Origin of the sequence: Kosakonia arachidis, assembly GCF_900116535.1 — a bacterium.
GTDB classification, from domain to species: domain Bacteria; phylum Pseudomonadota; class Gammaproteobacteria; order Enterobacterales; family Enterobacteriaceae; genus Kosakonia; species Kosakonia arachidis.
The window spans coordinates 116520-132884 of record NZ_FPAU01000003.1 but is presented as its reverse complement, the minus strand read 5'-3'; the positions used below and the strand labels follow the sequence as shown (position 1 = coordinate 132884).

The following is a 16365-nucleotide window of genomic DNA, read 5'->3' as shown; positions in this document are numbered from 1 at the left end:
TCATGATGCGGGCGAAAATGAGGAATAATTTCGTGTGCCAATAGCGAATTTTCCCTCTGGCGTACCGTGCCAAAGCACGTACACGCAAGGCACGGGTTATTTTTAATCAGGAAAATAATGGGGGTTCGCTTTTCCATAATGCTTTCCAGCTCGAGTTACCTGTCAGAGCGGTGCCGCCGAAGCGGCACCGTATTACTGTGTTTACCGCGAAGTTAATACCACTGTTTGAAGCGACGGATGTAAATGGTCTTCATTGCCTGAGCCACGCAGCAGTAGGCGAGAAGGGTGCCTGCCAGCCATGGGAAGTACTGCCACGGCAGTGCCTGGAGCCCAACCAACGGCCCGAGCGGAGAGAACGGCACATAAATCCCAATTGCCATAATCAGGCCGGTCATCATCAATACAGGCCAGGCGGCGCTGCTCTGAATAAACGGTATTTTCTGGGTGCGCAACATATGAACCACCAGCGTCTGCGACAGCAGCCCTTCAATGAACCAGCCGGACTGGAATAGCGTCTGCATATGTTCGCTGTTGGCGCTGAACACAAACCACATCAGGGCGAACGTGGTCATGTCGAAAATGGACGATGTCGGGCCAATCCAGACCATAAAGCGTCCGATGTTTTTTGCATCCCACTTGCGAGGCTTGCTAAGGAACTCTTTATCCGTTTTGTCCCACGGCAGTGCGAGCTGGGAGATGTCGTACATCAGATTTTGCAACAGCAATTGAATCGCAAGCATGGGCAGAAACGGGATGAATGCGCTGGCAACCAGCACCGAGAATACGTTGCCGAAGTTAGAGCTGGCGGTCATATTCAGGTACTTCATGATGTTGCCAAAGGTCTCGCGGCCTTTAATTACGCCTTCTTCCAGTACCATCAGGCTCTTTTCAAGCAGGATGATGTCAGCGGACTCTTTGGCGATATCGGTGCCGCTGTCTACTGAGATGCCCACATCGGCATCGCGCAAGGCAGGAGCATCGTTAATACCGTCGCCGAGGAAGCCGACGGTATGGCCATTGGCCTGCAACGCTTTCAGCACACGTGATTTCTGCAGCGGCGTCAGCTTGGCAAACACGGTACGCCCTTCGACTAACTGCTGCAGGGACGCGTCACTCAATCGCTCAATCTGGGTGCCAAGAACCGGTTCACCCGGCTCCAGACCCACCTGGCGGCAAATGCGTGTGGTGACGATCTCGTTGTCGCCGGTCAGCACTTTTACCGCTACGCCAATATCCATAAGAGCGGCGATAGCCGGGCCTGCGCTCTCCTTCGGTGGATCAAGGAAGGTGAGGAAACCACGGATAATCAGGTCGTGCTCATCATCGGTGCGGTACTGCTTTTTAACCTCTCCGCCAGGTATGTCGCGAGTGGCCACAACAAGTACGCGGAAGCCGTCCTTGTTGTAATCGTTCGCCATCGTCAGCATCTCGTCACGCCGCTGATTATCCAGCGCCACAATCCTGCCGTTTTCTTCCATGTGTGTGGCGATACTCATCATCTCTTCTACTGCGCCTTTGCACACCAGCAGGTGGTTGTTTTGGCTGTCCTTCACCACAATTGAAAGGCGGCGGCGAACAAAATCGAACGGCATTTCATCGACTTTAGCGTAACCCTGAGGTTTGACGAAATCCGGTTCATTTTCAGAGAAGTAAATTACCGCCTGATCCATCAGGTTCTTGATGCCGCTTTGATGGTGGCTATTGAGCCAGGCCAGTGCCAGCACGGACTCGTTTTTCTGACCGTGCGTGTCGACATGATGTTCAAGGATGATTTTGTCCTGCGTCAGCGTACCGGTTTTGTCAGTACACAACACATCCATGGCCCCCAGGTTCTGGATAGCGTTAAGACGCTTTACCACCACTTTGTGTTTTGCCATGGCCACCGCGCCTTTTGCGAGGTTTGCACTGACGATCATTGGCAACATTTCCGGCGTCAGGCCGACGGCGACCGCCAGAGCAAACAGCAGGGCATCCCACCATTCGCCTTTCAGCACGCCGTTAATCAGGAATACTACCGGCACCATTACCAGCATAAAGCGGATCAGCAACCAGCTGACGCTGTTAACGCCGCGGTCAAACGCCGTTTTCGCCCGGGTACCGACAATGGCTTTTGCCAGCGAACCAAAATAGGTCCGTGGCCCGGTGGCGACCACCACAGCCTGCGCGGTGCCGCTGACCACGTTAGTCCCCATAAAGCATATATTAGGGATATCGAGCAGATTTTCGGTTTCGCTCGCCTCGTCGTGTGCGGACTTTTGCGCCACGTCGCCAAGGGTATCGTACTTCTCAATCGGCAGCGCTTCACCGGTCAGAACGGCCTGGCTGATAAACAGGTCGCGTGATTCAATCAAACGAATATCAGCCGGGATCATATCCCCAGCATAGAGCTGCACGATATCGCCCACGACCAGCTCACGCATCGGGATCTCACGCGGTGTACCTTTTTGCCCCGCGTGTTCGCGACGCACTACCGTTGCGGTTGTGCGCACCATTGCTTTCAGCGCTTCAGCAGACTTCGCCGAGCGGTACTCCTGCCAAAAGCGCACCAGGCCGCTGAGGGCCACCATGGTGCCGATGATGATAACGGTGGTTAGATCACCTTCCTCGCCGTGACTGGTTGGCAACCAGTAATCGGTAAAGAAGCTGATCCCTGCCAGAATACCCAGCACGTAGATAAACGGGTTATTGAGCGCCATCAGCAGTTGGATCAGCGCGTGAGGCGGTTTGTCGTGAGCGACTTCGTTCATGCCGTCCCGCTCCAGCCGGGCATTGGCTTGAGCTTCCTGCAGCCCTTCACGGGTGGTGTTGAGGTTGACCAGGATCTCAGCGACGCCATTTTTGGCTTCCTGGACGGCATGCATAGAATGCATGCTTTTTTTATTACGGTTCTTGGTTTGTACTGTCATGGTGGTGCTCCTGTCGCCGGACAGCAGCAAGCTTTTTTACGGTTAACACCGGATTAAGGGCGGCCCAAAATAGCTCGATGCCGTATAAGCGATCGGTTTTTAATTAATTTCGCACAGAGCTTCCCACTATTTATTTTTCTAAATAAACAGGCGAGAAATTTATTATTTTTTATCTGGACGTGATTATTTCTGCTGCTGTATCCGTTTGAATACATCAGGAAATAAACATGTCCCAATAGCTATGTAATTCAGCGTGACACTCGGGCACTGGCAGCGGCATAGCGCGCAGATACCCTGAGCAGCGTAACGGCTGAATCAGGCAATGAAAGGTCTACTTTGCGGGTCTTCGCTGTCAGAGAAGCTGCAACGACGCTCCAACTGACCGGTGACAGGGCTGACACGCCAGTTCGTGATGCGTTTTTTCAACACACTGATTTTCGAAGATAAAATTGACATTGATGTTTTTTTACGTGCAGAAACCACCCTATCGTGAGGCGTCCGGACACGGAGTGTTGATGTCACTGCTTTGACACCAGGAAAAAAGGTAGATTTGAAGTTCATAACACACCTCGGGACCGTGATACCCCTGGTCGAGGTGGCGCAACACAAGAGCCTCAGGCTCCGGAGAGACACACCAAAACGAAGAAGTGATCACAATCGATTTCATGTTTACTTACCCGAACAGCCACTGAGGCATTATTCGGGTAGCGACTAAATTCAGTATCCATTTGTCTCTTATGTCAGTTTAGGAAAGGCCTCAACTCAGGCATGAGAAATCTACTCATAGCCAATATTATTGTCAATCGACCAATGTAAATTAAATTCTTTCGTTTATACTCTGTATAGAAATATTAATTTTCAGGGATAACAATTGGTGATTTTAGGATATTAGTGAAATGGAATAGTTCCCAAAGGCAGTTTTTTGCTTTTGCGCGATGCAGTACAGCATTCGTGGCAAACGTGGTTAAGGTAAACACGATCAGCAGCAGATTTTTCACACTCTTCTCATGTTGCTTCTGGGGCGCTGGCATACACCCTTGCTTAAAAAGTAAAACGCGCGGTAGGGGTGGAGGCGGATATCTTCGCCGCTTATACTGCGAAAATCATCCATAATCCCCTGAATTCTATGACCACGCAAATTCTGACCCGCGACTGGCGATGGCCGCTCGCATTCGCCGTGCTGGCGGTAGCCGTAGCGGCTTTGTTCACCCTGCACGCCCACTGGGCGGCATTTCTGCAATGGTGTCTGGCGACGCAAATCACCCTGCACCGTTACCTGGTCATGTATCTGCTTCAGCTCAATAATCACCAATATAGCGGGGGAGTATGGCTGCTGGTCGGCGCGTTTTTTTACGGCGTACTGCATGCTGTCGGGCCAGGCCACGGCAAATTTATTGTGACAACCTATCTCAGCACGAATAACGAAAGCCAGATCGCCGCGCGCATTATCCCGGTGCTGGGCAGCCTGATGCAGGGCGTCAGCGCCATTCTATTTGTCTTTGTGCTGGCGATCGGGTTTAACCTCGCCTCCGGCGATCTCAGTGAAAGCCGCTGGTACGTGGAGAAGGTCAGCGCCGTAATGATCGGCGGCTTCGGCGCTTATGTGGCGTGGAATGCCGCGAAAAGCCTGCGGCCACGCAAACTAAAATTCAACGCCTTTTCCCCGCTACATCACCATGATGCCAATTGCGGCTGTGGCCATCATGGCGTCGGTGCCAGCATGCAAGGAGACTGGAAAACCCGCCTCGGCGTGATCCTCGCCATTGGCGCACGGCCATGCAGCGGGGCAATTATGATTTTACTGTTCTCGAACGCACTCGGTATCGTGAGTTGGGGGATTGCAGCGGTGATGACGATGGCGATTGGCACCGCACTGTCAATCCTTGGCTTATCGCTGGCAGTGCGCTATGCGCGCAACCGGACAGCCATCTTTTTTGGCGATGACGCAAGCCAGATGCGCTGGCTGGTGCCTGTGCTAAAAATTGCCGGTGGTATAGCGCTGATGCTGTTTTCCGTGGTGCTGTTCCTGACGGTGATCCCGGTCAGCGCGAACGGCGATTTTATTGCGGCAGGTTGTTGAGCAGCACCTGACTTCATGCTGTGCCCAAAAAAGACCCTTACGGGTCTTTTTTGCTGGCGGTCACGCTTACTCGTTAATTCGCGGGTGTTGATCCACAAGACGTGTGCGCTTCACCTGCAACTCGGCGATCTCCGCGTCGATATCTTCGATTTTCTGTTCGATATTGTCGTGGTGCTCACGCAGGATCTCTTTCGCTTCCTGAATATCCGATGCGGCGGGCGTCGCGCCTTTCAGCGGCCGATTCGCTGTCTCTTTCATCGTCAGGCCGGTAATCAAACCAATCACCGCTACAATCATCAGGTAGTAAGCAGGCATTAACAGATTTTCTGAGCTTTCTACCAGCCAGGCCGTCAGGGTCGGCGTCAGACCGGCAATCAGAATCGAGATGTTAAAGGCGCTCGCCAGTGCACTGTAACGAATATGCGTCGGGAACATGGCGGGCAGCGTAGAAGCCATTACGCCAGTAAAGCAGTTGAGGATCACCGCCAGCATCAGCAGGCCCGCAAAAATCAACCCAATCACATTGCTGTTAATGAGAATAAAACACGGAACGGCGAGAGCAAACAGCGCCACGCTGCCCAGCAGCACAAACGGGCGGCGGCCAAAGCGGTCACTCAGCAGCCCCATCACCGGCTGGACAAACAGCATACCCATCATGATAGCGATGATGATCAACACGCCGTGATCTTCCGAGTAGTGCAGGTTATGCGACAGGTAACTCGGCATATAGGTCAGCAGCATGTAGTAGGTGACATTGGTTGAAATCACCAGACCAATACAGGTCAACAGCGCGCGCCAGTGTTTGGTGGCGATCTCTTTGAACGAGACTTTCGGCCCTTCTTGCAGCCCCTGACGATCTCCCTGCTCCAGCTTATCGACATGCTGCTGGAACGCCGGGGTCTCTTCCAGCGCCTGGCGCAAATAGAGGCCGATAAGGCCGAGCGGCAACGCCAGGAAGAACGGAATACGCCAGCCCCAGTCAAGGAAGTTATCCTCGCCCACCACAGTGGAGAGCAGCACGACCACGCCCGCGCCAAACACAAAACCGGCAATCGAACCAAAGTCCAGCCAGCTGCCCATAAAACCACGTTTACGGTCCGGGGAGTATTCAGCAACAAAGATCGACGCGCCGGTATATTCGCCGCCAACGGAGAAGCCCTGTGCCATCTTACATAACAGCAGCAGAATCGGCGCCCAGATGCCTATCGTGGCGTAGGAGGGGATCAGACCGATACAGAAGGTACTGATCGACATGATAACAATGGTGATGGCGAGGATTTTCTGTCGCCCGTACTTATCACCCAACATACCGAAGAACAGACCACCCAGCGGGCGAATCAAGAACGGAACGGAGAATGTGCCGAGTGCAGCAATCATCTGTACGCTGGGGTTTGCGTCGGGGAAGAACACTTTACCAAGAGCGTAGGCGACAAAGCCGTAGACGCCGAAATCAAACCACTCCATCGCATTACCGAGTGAAGCGGCGGTAATCGCTTTGCGCAATTTCGCATCGTCAATGATGGTCACATCGCGCAATGTAATGGGTTTAACTTTTTTCCTTTTTAGCATGCATATTTTCCTCTTTCGCTTGCGCCCTGAACCACCCGACGCTTATCCCTGCCGGGCGTTTTTACAGCTTTTCAGCCTTGCTGTTCAAGCGTAGCAGGTTTACTTACACTGGCGGTTTTCCGCCGTACAACCGAACCTGTTGACGCCTGTTGGGCAGTGAATGACTTATTTACCCTAACAGGGTTTAAAAGTGTGATCAAATTCACACAGTTTTGTCCACTGGGATTCAGCCTCTCCTTTTCATCTCCTTCACACCCTTTTTCCACAGCACAACACTGCTTATATCCGCACTAACACCATGATTTATCAGTGCAGTGATTATTACTTTGCTAGTGTCCTCGCCGCGCTATTCAGTCACAACCTAATCACATCTCTAATAACAGAAATAGCACCACCAAATATTTATAAGGAATATAAGAACAATATAAATAAAATCTGATTTTAATATTATTAAATCAGTACTACATAGAAAGCATGATATGCACATAAAAAGCGGAACTACGAAATGTCTTACAAAGATTACCCGCCATTTTTAGCGCATTCTGTGAAAGTCGATGGTGAATAAAGCCGGTCAAATTCACCGGGAATAAATCCCAATAAAAAAAAGCCCTGACGGGGCTTTTTGTTGTTCACTATGTCCTGCAATTACCAGCCCGACCGGCCAGACAATTGCAGGACACACCGTTTACTCACCGAAGATCTCTTCCACCATTGCCGTGGCGATACGTAATGCCGAACAGAGACGCGGCATTCCGAGAGCTATTGTCTGCCAGCTCTGCGTGACCGACCAGCAAACAGGATGGCGTTCGGCATCGCACCAGTCGCCAAGCCAACCGAGTAAATCCTTATAATCCATCAGCCCCGGCGTGGAAGGTGTTGCCAGCCACTGATGATAAAAATGGCGGGTTGCCGGAGCGGCATTGATCCCCTGTGCCAGAAAATCGGCGGCCATGGTGCACAAATTGTCTTTCAGCATCTTCGCCACATCTTCATTACCCAGACGACAGGCATCGCCGAATGCCCCCCAGCGCAGCTCCTCCAGTGCCACATAACAGCGCCCGGCCATCGACCAACCGTTGTAGTTCCCGGCGCGCCAGTGGGCAAAAACCTGTTCGCTGTGATGCCCGGCCTGTACCGCCAGTCCACGCTGTGTCAGCGCTTTCTCTTTCCAGGCAGCACGCTGGCTGAAGTGACCCAACAACTCTTCATACTGTTTTGTGCTGCCGGGATTTACCGGACGCCGTTCCGCCTGCTGCAATGCGGTAAGCCGCTGGGTAATGCGCGTAAGCGCCAGATGTCCCGGGTCGAGCATGCTCGCCAGCTTCTCCACCAGCCCTAAACGTAGGGTATCGTTTTCATGTAATACGCCGGACATCGCCCACGGTCGCAGTTGAGTTTGCGCGATGATCTCCTGTGTCAGGCGTTCACGAAATAACTGCTGCTGAGGCACAATCGGCAACTGGCGCCCAGTGTCTGCACCCTGTACCAGATCAACGATAAATTTTGGATGAATGCACTCCAGCACCCGTCCGGGGCCATCCAGTAGTTGATTTTTCATGGCTGCTCTGCTGCGAATAAGGTTTGTATATCATCGCGTAACAGCCGGGCATCTTCATGGATCCAGTTAGCCGTCCTGATGCACTGTTGTAGATGCTGACGCAACATCTGCACTGATGATTCGTTTTGCTGACGTATCGCCAGGCTGCTACGCAAACTTTCCTGTAATCCCGCAAGACTTAACGAGAATTCGGCGAAAAATGTCGCCATTCCTGCCGTAACAGAAACATCGACCTGCGCTGCCAAAGCTTTACGAATTTGTTCACAAAAATGAGCCACATGGCCGATCAACTTTTCATGCAACGCAGCAATATCAATCACGTAGCGGGTGGAGGTATCGACATCATCATCCCCCCCCCAACCGGGGCTATTTAACCAGCGCGACACCGTTTCCCGCATACTGCCAGAACGCGATGTCTGCCCGGTAGGTGTATTTTCCGGCGCTATCACGTTGGTGAACAGGGAACGGGTATTAAAGCTGAGCGCACTGGACTGGAAGGCAGGAAAACTGATACGTGCCCGGAAACCAGCATGGTTAAGCTCTTCTTTGATACGCGTTTCAATCGGGCGCATGGCATCGTTCAGCGAACGCGTCAGCGTGTTTTCCAGCTCATCAAAACGCAGTACCAGTTCACGGCTGATGCGCTCCTGCGCCGCCAGCAGAATGGTTTCACAGGCCGAACGGATCTTACTGAGGGCAATTTGCGCCTGGCCTTCGTTTTCCAGCACCAGTTGACCGGGGTTATAACGGTCATCAAGGCGCAAATCAGCCTTACCGTCGCCAAGCGTCTCCATCATCTGCCCATCATGGAACCAGGCATCAATGGCCTCAACAATTTCGAACTGCTGGCCGTGGATAAATATCTCCGCCGCCGCCAGTGCCTCTTCGACTTCATGTTCGATCTCGTCGCTGACGGACGCCTGGCTGGTGCGCAGCAGCGTCATATCTTCTTCCAGCCGCGTAATATTCTGCTCCAGTTTCTCGTAAGCCACCGTCAGCCCCTGATAGCGAAAATCGAGATATTCGCGCGCGCTCTGGGTGTAATTCAATAGCTTATGTGATGCAGAACGCAGCGCGTACAGCGAAGCATTGGCATGCGCGGCGTGCAGTAACTTACGGATCGGTTTCTCGAACAGCGAATCTTCCCACAGCAGCTCTGCCGCGTGATGAATATGCTCAATATCATCCAGATCGGCGGTGCGCCAGCGTCGGCCCAGCGCCGCTTCAGCAAAATCCTGTACCCAGCGCTGCTCCTGCGGATCCGGCAAATGACCGCGATGTTTTAACTCATGACGCGCACGGTTAGCCAGATATCCCCACATGGAAGAGACCGGGAAGATCTGCGTCGGGTTGATATTCCCTTTCATTAGCGTTCCGGAAATCAGCGCCCGCACCTGATCTTCGTCATCGCTGTTCCGATCCTTCTGATCGAATTTATTCACTAACGCATACAACGGCACCGAACGCCCCACCGCTGAAATCGCGCGGCGGACTTCTTCATCGGAGATAGATTTGAGCTGTGTGTAATCCATTACCGCCAGCACGGCAGAAGCGCGCGCCAATTGGTCATTGAGCATTTTTTGCAGATGTGGCTGCCCGGCTTCATTTGGCCCAGGGGTATCCAGCAACGTAAGTTGACCGAGTTGATTATCCAGCCCGGCCAGATGCACAAACTCCACTTCAATCACCGGGATATGTTCAATCGTCGCGTAGGCAGAGAAGGGAAAATCCACATCCAGCGCTTTCGACAGGCGCACCAGGTCGTTGAGGCTTTTTAAGCACTGGAAAATAGGTTGTGCACCGAGATAGTGCTTATCAAATGCATCGCCTTGCGCAATACGATCCAACAGCGCAGCCATGTCTTTATCGATTTCAAGCTGCTGCGCCAGCTTTGCCCGGTCATAATTGAACAGCCGGATTTGCAATTGTTGCGCAAGCGCGTCAATCGGACCGACATGAGAGAAATGCAGGATCGGCTCTTTCTGACCCGGCGTATGACGAATAAGCGTTGGTAACGCCGTCATCGGACGGTTGCGGTTGGGTAATACCTCCGTACCCACAATCGCATTAATCGTAGTGGATTTGCCGGCTTTCATGGTACCGACGATCGCCAGCACCATCTCCAGTCGGGTGATTTTCCGTAATTCGTTATGCAGCGTAGCCTGTTGCGCCTCTACGCCGCGAGCGCTGAAATGCAAAGGCAGAACATTGGCATTATCTACCTTACCGACCAGGTTCGTCTCATCAAACGTCGCTGCCGGCATTTTTTTCAGTGCCTGGAGATTATGCAATGAAAGTTGCAACAACCTTTCGGCTTCCTGGCTTAATTCAAAAATTGTTTGTGTGTGCATGAAAAAGCCTTTCCTTAACGCAAATTTTCTTACTTTTAATTAGCCGGAATGTTTTATTAGTGAAGTTTCGGCTTTTATAATTACGTGTGGAAAATATCTCCGAAAAGATAAGTACCTGATGAAATTCAGGAAAAGATAATTTTTCTCTCAAAAAATGGCAGCGTCACACCTCCGGCTTTTAAAGACCAGAGAGTCGGAGCGTAGCTCATTTTCAGGAACAAACAGGATATATCGTCATTATTTACCCACCCGATTTGAGAGGAAATTATCTGTCGCAGAGACAGACGTAGTAGGCATGACAGTTTAGTTATCTAATGGCACCGTATACTACACGCCACAATATCTGAATTACGAAATGGTGGCAATTTCCGCCATAAAATATTCTAAATATTATCTCAGGAAGTTTGCTTCCGGCCTTTCTGCGATAAGCATTACTTAAGCGAATGACAGGTTATGTCAGCGCTCACGCTTTTTTTAACCTGACGACTGAAAAACAATAACAACGGCAATTATGCGGTTTTGCTGTATAATCGTCGCCTTTCAGGCATTGTGCCTTTTGTGCTGGCCACAGCCAGCGTTGTATGTTTTTAGAGGAAATCCCTATGCAACTCCCCCACTGTCCAAAATGTAATTCCGAATACACTTATGAAGATAATGGCATGTTCATTTGCCCGGAATGCGCTCACGAGTGGAACAATGCTGAACCGGCACACGACGCCGACGAATTAATCGTCAAGGATGCCAATGGCAATCTGCTGGCCGACGGCGATAGCGTAACAGTAATTAAAGATTTGAAAGTAAAAGGCAGTTCTTCAATGTTGAAGATCGGCACTAAGGTTAAAAATATTCGTCTGGTTGAAGGCGATCATAATATCGATTGTAAAATAGACGGCTTCGGTCCGATGAAACTGAAATCAGAATTCGTTAAAAAGAACTGATGATTCGGCGGGAAGTTCACACTTCCCGCCTGGCTTTCTTTCACTTTCCCCCACGATTCTCAATGGCAGATTTCGTTACCAGTGGTAATGATTATGCCGCGCAGTCCCTACATCTTTTTTTCAGACCAGAGCAACGATGCTATTCAGTTGTACCAGCAGGCATTACTGGCTGAATTAATCTATAAAATCACCTTCGGCGAAATGCCTAAACCCCGGAAGCGAATGATGACGGTTGTGCCGCCGAAGGCCACATCATGATGCCCTGGCAGGAAACCTTCTGGTCGCACGGTTTTGGCATGATGACAGATAAATTCGGCATCCCGTGGAGGGTTAATGTCGCCACATCGCCGCAAACCTGATTCACAGCATATTCCCCAGCAAGAACCGTCAACGGCTTTTTTTGCCCGTTGCAGATCACTCTTCATCTCTCAGCAACGATTGCATAACCCAAATGAAACATTAGTCCGCCAGCATGGACTCACGCTGTGATGACTGCCATAAGGCAGCCGTTTTTTATCCGTGAGGTTCAGATGACCATGCACTTATCCAGACATCCGACCAGCTACCCCACGCGCTATCAAGAGATTGCCGCAAGGCTGGAGCAGGAGTTGCGAAATAACTATCGCTGCGGCGACTGGTTGCCAGCAGAACAGCAACTGGCCGCACGTTTTGAGGTGAATCGCCACACGTTACGCCGCGCCATCGATCAACTGGTAGAGAAGGGCTGGGTGCAACGCCGCCAGGGCATCGGCGTACTGGTGCTGACGCGCCCGTTTGATTACCCACTCAATGCCCAAGCGCGCTTTAGCCAGAACCTGCTCGATCAGGGCAGTCATCCCACCAGCGAACGCCTGCTGGCGGTTCTGCGCCCGGCTTCCGAGCATATCGCCGATGCGTTAGGCATCAGCGAAGGCGACAACGTGGTGCATTTGCGCACTCGCCGCCGGGTGAATGGCGTGGCCCTCTGTCTTATTGATCACTACTTCGCCGATCTCACGCTGTGGCCGCTGCTGCAACAGTTTGACCACGGTTCGCTCCATGACTTTTTGCGTGAACGTGCGGGGATCAGCCTGAAACGTACCCAGACACGCATCAGCGCACGTCGTGCGCAGGTCAAAGAGAGCCGCTGGCTGGAGATTCCCAATATGGCGCCTCTGCTCTGCGTGCGCACCCTTAACCATCGCGAAGGCGACGTCAACGCGACGGAGTACTCCGTCAGCCTGACCCGCGCCGACATGATCGAATTCACCATGGAGCACTGAGATGCACTTTGATACGCCTACTCGTCAACGCTGGATGGCAGCGCTTGCCCAGTCCACCCCGGAGATGCTGCGGGCGCGGATGCGTACGTTGGGCCTGACGCCCGACTATGAGCATGTCCGCGAGCCGCAAACCGGGTTGGTACAGGTGCAGGCGCGTATGGGCGGCACCGGCGATCGCTTCTTCCCCGGCGACACTACGCTGACCCGCGCCGTCGTGCGCTTGAGCAGCGGTCAGCTCGGCTTTAGCTGGGTGCTCGGGCGCGACAAAGGCCATGCCGAACGTTGCGCCGTGTGCGACGCGTTATTGCAGGAGCCAACCCATTTCCAGACGCTGATGGAAACCCTGATAACCCCGCTGGAAGCGGACCGCGCCGCGCGCATTGCTGCGCGTCTGGCCGAAGTCAACGCCAGCCGGGTCGACTTTTTCACCCTGGTTCGCGGAGATAATGCATGACCTTACAACCCGCTTTCGCATCGGCGGTTCACGATGCTCAATACTGTTTTCGCCGTCTGTTAAAAGCCATGAGCGAGCCGGGCGTCATCGTCTCGTTACCGCATCTGAAACATGGCTGGCCGCCGCTTAACCCGGCATCCACCAGCGTATTACTGACGCTGGCCGATAATGACACGCCGATCTGGTTCTCTGCTGCGGTTGATAATGATCTGGTGCGCCAGAACCTGCGTTTTCATACCAATGCGCCGCTGGTAGACCAGCCGCAGCAGTCGCTTTTTGCCGTCGCCGATCACACCCTGAGTGCCGAACAGCTCAGCGCCCTGCCCTGCGGCACGGATATCAGCCCAGAAACCAGCGCCACCTTGATTTTACAACTGCCGTCACTGAGCGGCGGCCGCATGCTACGCCTGACCGGCCCTGGCATTCTGGAGGAGCGAATGATTGCGCCGCTGCTGCCGGAGTGCATCACCGACGAATTTACCGACCGTCCGCACTCGTTCCCCACAGGTATCGATGTGATCCTGACCTGTGGCGAACGCGCGCTGGCGATACCACGAACCACACTGGTGGAGGTGTTCTGATGTACGTTGCTGTCAAAGGGGGCGAAAAGGCAATAGCCGCAGCCCACGCGCTACAAGAACATAAGCGTCGCGGCGACAGCGAGCTTGCAGAGCTGAGCGTTGCGCAAATTGCTGAACAGATGCATCTGGCCGTTGATCGCGTGATGACTGAAGGTGGTATTGCCGATCGGGAACTGGCAGCGCTGGCGCTGAAACAGGCAAGCGGCGATAACGTCGAAGCCATCTTTCTGCTGCGCGCCTACCGCACAACGCTGCCGCGCCTGGCCGTCAGCGAACCCATTGACAGCACAAAGATGCGTTTAGAGCGCCGGATTTCGGCAGTGTACAAAGATATCCCCGGCGGTCAGTTACTTGGCCCGACTTACGATTACACCCACCGTTTACTCGATTTTGCGCTGCTGGCTGAAGGCGAAACGACGTCATTGCCGAAACGCGAAGCGCCGCCGGAAACCACGCCGCACGTATTTGCACTCCTGGAAAAAGAGGGGCTGGCAAAAGCTGAACAGGAGAGCGGCGTCACGCCAGACGATATCACCCGCCAGCCACCGGTTTACCCCTGCTCCCGCTCTGCGCGCCTGCAGCAACTGGCGCGCGGCGACGAAGGCTATCTGTTGGCCCTTGCCTACTCCACCCAGCGCGGTTACGGGCGTAATCACCCCTTCGCCGGGGAGATCCGCAGCGGTTATATCGACGTGGAAATAGTGCCCGAAGAACTGGGTTTTGCGGTGAACGTCGGCGAATTGCTGATCACCGAATGTGAAATGGTCAACGGCTTTATCGCCCCGGGAGAGGAGGCGCCGCACTTTACCCGTGGCTACGGGCTGGTGTTCGGCATGGGCGAACGCAAAGCGATGGCAATGGCGCTGATGGATCGCGCCCTGCAAGCCGCAGACTACGGCGAAATGATTAAAAGCCCGGCGCAGGATGAAGAGTTTGTTCTGGCGCACGCCGATAACGTCGAGGCGGCGGGCTTTGTCTCACACCTCAAACTTCCCCACTACGTCGATTTCCAGGCTGAACTGGACTTGCTCAGACAGCTGCAACAGGAGAGCTCCCGTGGCTAACGCGCTGACCGGTTACAACTTTGCCTTTCTTGATGAGCAAACCAAACGCATGATCCGCCGGGCGCTGCTGAAAGCAGTTGCTATTCCAGGTTACCAGGTACCCTTTGGCGGGCGCGAAATGCCGATGCCCTACGGCTGGGGCACTGGCGGTATTCAGTTAACCGCCAGCGTCATTGGCGAAGACGATGTACTGAAAGTGATCGATCAGGGCGCAGATGACACCACCAACGCCGTCTCGATCCGCCAGTTCTTCACCCGCGTAACAGGCGTGGAAACCACCGAGCGCACCGCCGATGCGACGCTGATTCAGACTCGCCACCGCATTCCTGAAACGCCGCTGGCTGAAGATCAGATCCTGATTTACCAGGTACCGATCCCGGAGCCGCTGCGCTTTATTGAACCGCGCGAAACCGAAACCCGCACCATGCACGCGCTGGAAGAGTATGGCGTGATGCAGGTGAAGCTGTATGAAGACATCGCGCGCTTCGGCAACTTCACTACCCGCTACGCCTGGCCGGTGAAAGTGAATGGCCGCTATGTGATGGACCCGTCGCCAATCCCGGCGTTTGATAACCCGAAAATGCACTTCATGCCAGCACTGCAACTGTTCGGTGCCGGGCGTGAAAAACGCATTTACGCCGTTCCGCCGTATACCCAGGTTGAGAGCCTCGACTTTGAGGATTACCCGTTTGCGCCGCAAAAGTGGGATCAGCCGTGCGCCATCTGCGGTTCCATCCACAGTTATCTGGATGAAGTGGTGCTGGATGATACTGGCACACGCATGTTCGTCTGTTCCGATACCGACTACTGCCGCCAACAGAGCGAGGTTTTACGCAAATGACCCAACCGCTGCTTTCGGTGAATCAACTCTCCCATCTCTATGCGCCAGGCAAAGGGTTTCAGGACGTCTCGTTCGATCTATGGCCAGGTGAGGTGCTGGGCATTGTCGGCGAATCCGGTTCTGGTAAAACCACCCTGCTGAATGCCATTTCAGCGCGACTGGTGCCACAGCAGGGGCAGGTTATCTATAACGACCGCGATCTGTACGCCATCAGCGAAGCCGAGCGTCGCCGCCTGCTGCGAACCGAATGGGGTGTGGTACACCAGCATCCGCTGGATGGTCTGCGCCGCCAGGTTTCCGCCGGGGGCAATATCGGCGAACGGCTGATGGCGACCGGCGCGAGACATTACGGTGCTATCCGCACCTGCGCGCAACAATGGCTGACGGATGTCGAGATCCCACCGTCACGCATTGACGATTTGCCCACCACCTTTTCCGGCGGGATGCAGCAGCGACTACAAATCGCTCGCAACCTCGTAACGCGGCCAAAACTGGTGTTTATGGATGAACCCACCGGCGGGCTGGATGTGTCGGTACAGGCGCGTTTGCTGGATCTACTGCGCAACCTGGTGGTGGAGATGAACCTTGCGGTGGTGATGGTCACCCATGATTTGGGCGTCGCGCGCCTGCTGGCAAACCGTCTGCTGGTAATGAAACAGGGCCTGGTGGTGGAAAGTGGATTAACGGATCGCGTACTCGACGATCCCCATCACCCCTATACCCAGTTGCTGGTTTCCTCGGTATTGCAAAATTAAGGAGTC

The 16365-nt window shown here is 53.5% G+C and carries 13 protein-coding genes and 1 pseudogene; 9 read left to right on the top strand and 5 right to left on the bottom strand.

What is annotated here, in order from left to right; genetic code table 11:
• Positions 1-212 precede the first annotated feature (212 nt).
• Complete coding sequence (mgtA, locus tag BM427_RS12175; RefSeq protein WP_090121935.1) at positions 213-2906, bottom strand: magnesium-translocating P-type ATPase; 2694 nt, start codon at positions 2904-2906, stop codon at positions 213-215.
• 315 nt (positions 2907-3221) lie between these two features.
• On the bottom strand, positions 3222-3467 hold the full coding sequence (locus tag BM427_RS12170; protein WP_090121933.1) for a hypothetical protein: 246 nt from the start codon (positions 3465-3467) through the stop codon (positions 3222-3224).
• A 565-nt stretch (positions 3468-4032) separates the two neighbouring features.
• On the opposite strand from BM427_RS12170, the gene BM427_RS12160 reads away from it, so the two are divergent.
• A complete protein-coding gene (locus BM427_RS12160; protein ID WP_090122727.1) occupies positions 4033-4986 on the top strand; it encodes a nickel/cobalt transporter in 954 nt (317 codons plus the stop codon).
• A 66-nt stretch (positions 4987-5052) separates the two neighbouring features.
• On the opposite strand, the gene proP is transcribed toward BM427_RS12160, so the two are convergent.
• From proP to crfC, 3 genes are all read right to left on the bottom strand, one after another.
• The gene (proP, locus tag BM427_RS12155; RefSeq protein ID WP_090121930.1) at positions 5053-6555 is read right to left on the bottom strand and encodes a glycine betaine/L-proline transporter ProP; all 1503 of its coding nucleotides are present in this window, start codon (positions 6553-6555) and stop codon (positions 5053-5055) included.
• 685 nt (positions 6556-7240) lie between these two features.
• Positions 7241-8113, bottom strand: a complete 873-nt coding sequence (locus tag BM427_RS12150) for a diguanylate cyclase regulator RdcB family protein (protein ID WP_090121928.1) — start codon at positions 8111-8113, stop codon at positions 7241-7243.
• Positions 8110-10464 (bottom strand): clamp-binding protein CrfC, encoded by a 2355-nt coding sequence (gene crfC / locus BM427_RS12145; protein WP_090121927.1) that lies wholly within the window; start codon positions 10462-10464, stop codon positions 8110-8112. The genes BM427_RS12150 and crfC overlap by 4 nt, the downstream gene beginning before the upstream one ends.
• A 602-nt stretch (positions 10465-11066) precedes the next feature.
• Between crfC and BM427_RS12140 the strand changes: the two genes are divergently transcribed.
• From BM427_RS12140 to phnK, 8 genes and pseudogenes are all read left to right on the top strand, one after another.
• Entirely contained in the window at positions 11067-11402 is a 336-nt protein-coding gene (locus BM427_RS12140) for a zinc ribbon domain-containing protein YjdM (RefSeq protein WP_007372530.1), read from the top strand.
• 93 nt (positions 11403-11495) lie between these two features.
• Positions 11496-11761, top strand: a pseudogene (locus BM427_RS12135) (VOC family protein).
• Positions 11762-11938: 177 nt separating this feature from the next.
• Positions 11939-12664, top strand: a complete 726-nt coding sequence (gene phnF, locus BM427_RS12130) for a phosphonate metabolism transcriptional regulator PhnF (RefSeq protein WP_090122726.1) — start codon at positions 11939-11941, stop codon at positions 12662-12664.
• Position 12665: 1 nt separating this feature from the next.
• Entirely contained in the window at positions 12666-13118 is a 453-nt protein-coding gene (gene phnG, locus BM427_RS12125; RefSeq protein ID WP_090121925.1) for a phosphonate C-P lyase system protein PhnG, read from the top strand.
• Positions 13115-13699, top strand: coding sequence for a phosphonate C-P lyase system protein PhnH (gene phnH / locus BM427_RS12120; RefSeq protein WP_090121924.1), 585 nt, complete (start codon positions 13115-13117; stop codon positions 13697-13699). The genes phnG and phnH overlap by 4 nt, the downstream gene beginning before the upstream one ends.
• A complete protein-coding gene (locus tag BM427_RS12115) occupies positions 13699-14763 on the top strand; it encodes a carbon-phosphorus lyase complex subunit (protein ID WP_090121922.1) in 1065 nt (354 codons plus the stop codon). The genes phnH and BM427_RS12115 overlap by 1 nt, the downstream gene beginning before the upstream one ends.
• Positions 14756-15604 (top strand): alpha-D-ribose 1-methylphosphonate 5-phosphate C-P-lyase PhnJ, encoded by an 849-nt coding sequence (locus tag BM427_RS12110; protein WP_090121921.1) that lies wholly within the window; start codon positions 14756-14758, stop codon positions 15602-15604. Before BM427_RS12115 ends, BM427_RS12110 begins: the two co-directional genes overlap by 8 nt.
• Positions 15601-16359, top strand: coding sequence for a phosphonate C-P lyase system protein PhnK (phnK, locus tag BM427_RS12105; RefSeq protein WP_090121920.1), 759 nt, complete (start codon positions 15601-15603; stop codon positions 16357-16359). Before BM427_RS12110 ends, phnK begins: the two co-directional genes overlap by 4 nt.
• The last annotated feature ends 6 nt before the right edge of the window (positions 16360-16365 follow it).

Excerpts from the sequence above, each read along its gene's own strand:
- mgtA (WP_090121935.1), bottom strand. The coding sequence starts at position 2,906 with ATGACAGTACAAACCAAGAACCGTAATAAAAAAAGCATGCATTCTATG.
- BM427_RS12170 (WP_090121933.1), bottom strand. The coding sequence starts at position 3,467 with ATGAACTTCAAATCTACCTTTTTTCCTGGTGTCAAAGCAGTGACATCA.
- BM427_RS12160 (WP_090122727.1), top strand. The coding sequence starts at position 4,033 with ATGACCACGCAAATTCTGACCCGCGACTGGCGATGGCCGCTCGCATTC.
- proP (WP_090121930.1), bottom strand. The coding sequence starts at position 6,555 with ATGCTAAAAAGGAAAAAAGTTAAACCCATTACATTGCGCGATGTGACC.
- BM427_RS12150 (WP_090121928.1), bottom strand. The coding sequence starts at position 8,113 with ATGAAAAATCAACTACTGGATGGCCCCGGACGGGTGCTGGAGTGCATT.
- crfC (WP_090121927.1), bottom strand. The coding sequence starts at position 10,464 with ATGCACACACAAACAATTTTTGAATTAAGCCAGGAAGCCGAAAGGTTG.
- BM427_RS12140 (WP_007372530.1), top strand. The coding sequence starts at position 11,067 with ATGCAACTCCCCCACTGTCCAAAATGTAATTCCGAATACACTTATGAA.
- phnF (WP_090122726.1), top strand. The coding sequence starts at position 11,939 with ATGCACTTATCCAGACATCCGACCAGCTACCCCACGCGCTATCAAGAG.
- phnG (WP_090121925.1), top strand. The coding sequence starts at position 12,666 with ATGCACTTTGATACGCCTACTCGTCAACGCTGGATGGCAGCGCTTGCC.
- phnH (WP_090121924.1), top strand. The coding sequence starts at position 13,115 with ATGACCTTACAACCCGCTTTCGCATCGGCGGTTCACGATGCTCAATAC.
- BM427_RS12115 (WP_090121922.1), top strand. The coding sequence starts at position 13,699 with ATGTACGTTGCTGTCAAAGGGGGCGAAAAGGCAATAGCCGCAGCCCAC.
- phnK (WP_090121920.1), top strand. The coding sequence starts at position 15,601 with ATGACCCAACCGCTGCTTTCGGTGAATCAACTCTCCCATCTCTATGCG.